Here is a 3239-nt window from a genome sequence, read left to right on the forward strand (position 1 = left end):
TGTGCTCTTCCGATCTCGGCGCCGTCCGAACCGTCCGACGACGGCGCACTGCCGGATTTCCTGCGGCCGCACGGCGCGAAGGCCGCGGCCCGGCCGTCAGCGGCACAGGCATCGGCGCCGACCAAGTCCGCGCCGGCCAAGACGGCCAAGGGCGGCCACGACAAATCGCGCGCCGCCGCCGCGCCGGCGCATCCGGCCGACGCGTCGGCGCGTTCGCGCAGCGTGCTCGAGGCGCTGCTGCGGCTGCTGCCGAAGGACTGGCGGCCGCCCGCGCGCGACTACCTCGTGCTCATGCGCATGGACCGGCCGGTCGGCGCGCTGCTGCTGCTCTGGCCGACCTGGTGGGCGCTGTGGCTGGCCGCGGGCGACTTCCCGCCGCCGTCGCTGCTCGCGATCTTCACGATCGGCGCGTTCCTGATGCGCGCGGCCGGCTGCGTGATCAACGACTACGCGGACCGCTGGCTCGACCCGCAGGTCGAACGCACGCGCGGCCGGCCGATCGCCGCGGGCCGCGTAACGCCGCGCGCGGCGCTCATACTGTTCGGCGTGCTGCTGCTGCTCGCGTTCGGCCTCGTACTGCTGACCAACGCGATGACGGTCAAGCTGTCGCTGGCCGGCGCCGCGCTGGCCACCTTGTACCCGTTCGCCAAGCGCTATACCCATCTGCCGCAGGTCGTGCTCGGTGCGGCGTTCGGCTGGTCGATACCGATGGCCTTCGCCGCGGTCAAGGGCGGCGCGCCGGCCGCCGGCTGGTTCCAGGCGCTGCCGCCGCTGTGCTGGCTGCTGTTCCTCGCCAACGTCGTCTGGGCCACGGTCTACGATACCGAATACGCGATGGTCGACCGCGACGAGGATATCCAGGCCGGCGCCAAATCCACGGCGATCCTGTTCGGCGACGACGACCGGGTCATTCTCGGCGTGCTCATGGGCACGTTCCTGCTCGCGCTGCTGCTGATCGGCACGCGCGCGAGCCTGCACTGGACCTATTACCTCGGCGTCGCCGCGGCGGCTGGGTTCTGCGTCCGGCAGCAGTACCTGATGCGCGCACGCGAGCGCGCCGCGTGCTTCGCGGCATTCCGCAACAACCTATGGCTCGGCATGGCGGTCTGGGCCGGCATCTGCCTCGCGCTCGCGCTGAAGCACTGACGCGAAGCGGCACGCCGGCCTCGACGAGCGCCGGAGCGGGCGCGTCCGCTCCGGTCGCCGTCGACGCTTGTTTTCCGCCGTGCCGGGCGAGGCCGCTTCGCGCCGGCGTGCGGCGGCGCGTCTAGCGGACGGCTTCGGCGTAGTCGAACGCCTTCGGGTCGATCTCGAGCACGGCATAGCCGCTGCCGAGATGGCGGCGCAGATAGACGATGCCCTTGTCCTCGCGCACGACCTGGCCCTGCATCGGCGGCCGCGTCTTCAGAAAAACGCGCGCGTTCTGGCCGATCATCTTGCCGAGCTGCGCATAGGTGACGCGGGTGCCCGCGGTGATCGGCGCCGCGCCGGCAGCGGCCTGGTCCGGGTCGATGCGTCCGGCGCTCGACACGACCGTGGTATGCGCGGCCGGCACGACGACGAGGGCCTTGGGCTCGGGCGCCGCCGCCGGCTTGGCGGTCGGCGGCGGCGTGGCAGCGGTTGCGGGTTTCAGCACGATCGTCCCCGCGGGCGCGGCGGCAGCCGTCCCCGGCACGGCTGATGCCGGCGCGGCGGTCGTCGCCGCGATGGCGGGAATTTCTGTACTTTGCGGCATCGTCGCCGCCGCGTCCGCCGCGTCCGCCGCGTCCGCCGTGGCGAGCCGTAGCGGATCGCCGCCCTCGGCGCGCAGCACGTCGAACACGGTCCGCACGGATTCCGCGTCCTCGTCGTCCTCGGGCAGCGGCAGCGGCGGGCGCGTTTCGAGGCCGAACGCCTGCGGCTTGCCGTCGACGCTGAAGCGGCCGCGCACTTGGCCGAGCCACTCGCCGAAATGGGCTTCCGCATAGCGTTCGGCGGTCAGCGGCGGATCATAGTCGACGCCGAATTCGAGGCTGCCGCCGCGGCTCGCGAACTGACGATAGGCTGCGGCCATCTCGTCGTTCGCATGCAGGCCTTCGGCCGCCAGCACGCGCTGCACCGTGGCGACGTGCCGCTGCACGAACTGCTCCGGCGTGATCTTGTCCTTGCCGGCGCAGTAGTGGTTGCGCGCCGCGACGAAACCCTCGTCGCGCACGCTCCAGCTGTCGCTGAGCAGCGCGTTGCGGCCGCCGTCGCGCAGGCTGAACAGCGAGTAGTCGTCGTTCATCGCCACGACGCCGTGATAGCTCACGCTTGCCACGCCCGGCGTGCGCTGGGTCTGCGTCAACGTCAGGCGGCCCTGTTCGCGCTTGAATTCGACGGTCAGCTCGGTCGGTCCGGGCTTGAGGCCCATGCGGGCGAGCTCGTCGCTGGTCCAGAGCGAATCCTCGACGCAGCCGTCGGCCTCGAACGGCGCGCTGCTGGCCGCACCGAACACGCCGAGGCTGCTGGTGAACGGCAGGCCGTATTCGCCGCGGCCGCCGGTCAGCGCGATGCGGACTTCGGTGATCGCATTGAGCCGGCCGCGGCGCGACAGCGCGCTGAGCAGGTACTGGCCCATCGGCACCTCGACGCGGACTTCGTCGAAGCGGAACTCCTTCAGGTCGGTGCCGTCGGCGGCCGGAAACACCACGTCCTTCGCGCTGATGCTGCCGGTCAGGCTCGGCCAGGCGGCACGGTACGTCGTATCGTCGGCCGGAAACGCCATGTACAGCGCCCGGCCGAGCACGAAGTTGGCGTGGCGCATGGTCCAGAAGCCAAGCAGCACGATCGTCAGCACCAGGCCGAGCACGCGCTTGATCGAAAAACCGGCCTGAGCCCGGCGTCCGCGAATCGGATGCATACCTTCCCCTGTCGTCCTGACCGCAGGCGGCGGCCAACGCCCCGCGGCCGTCCGGCCGTCCCGGTCCCTGTGTCGTTGCATGGCCGGCCGGGCCGGCCGCGCTCGTACGGCCGCTATCTTGCCTCATCGGCACCGCGTGCCGCTGTGTCGGCGATCGCGCGGCAGGCCGGCTAGCGCGGCGTCCGCGCGAGCACCCAGACGTCGACGCGGCCGACGCCGGCCCGGCGCAGCGCGAGCGCGCATTCCTGCGCGGTCGCGCCGGTGGTCAACACGTCGTCGAACAGCGCGACGTGGGTCGGCAGCGCGGCGCCGTCGCGCACGCCGAACGCGCCGCGAGATCGGAAGAGCGTCGGGTAGG

3 protein-coding genes are annotated in these 3239 nt (G+C 72.0%); 1 reads left to right on the plus strand and 2 read right to left on the minus strand.

The window, feature by feature from the left end; translation table 11 throughout:
* Positions 1-1146, plus strand: a 1146-nt coding sequence (gene ubiA, locus NON22_RS22235; RefSeq protein WP_306673965.1) for a 4-hydroxybenzoate octaprenyltransferase, incomplete at its 5' end; no start/stop codon positions are given.
* 121 nt (positions 1147-1267) lie between these two features.
* Here ubiA and NON22_RS22240 read toward each other — a convergent pair.
* Both NON22_RS22240 and NON22_RS22245 read right to left on the minus strand, forming a co-directional pair.
* On the minus strand, positions 1268-2881 hold the full coding sequence (locus NON22_RS22240; RefSeq protein WP_257389185.1) for a hypothetical protein: 1614 nt from the start codon (positions 2879-2881) through the stop codon (positions 1268-1270).
* A 170-nt stretch (positions 2882-3051) separates the two neighbouring features.
* The coding region (locus NON22_RS22245) for a ComF family protein (RefSeq protein WP_425508016.1) at positions 3052-3239 on the minus strand (188 nt) is incomplete at its 5' end.

It is taken from the genome of Tahibacter caeni, from assembly GCF_024609805.1.
In the GTDB taxonomy this organism is placed as follows: Bacteria; Pseudomonadota; Gammaproteobacteria; order Xanthomonadales; family Rhodanobacteraceae; genus Tahibacter; species Tahibacter caeni.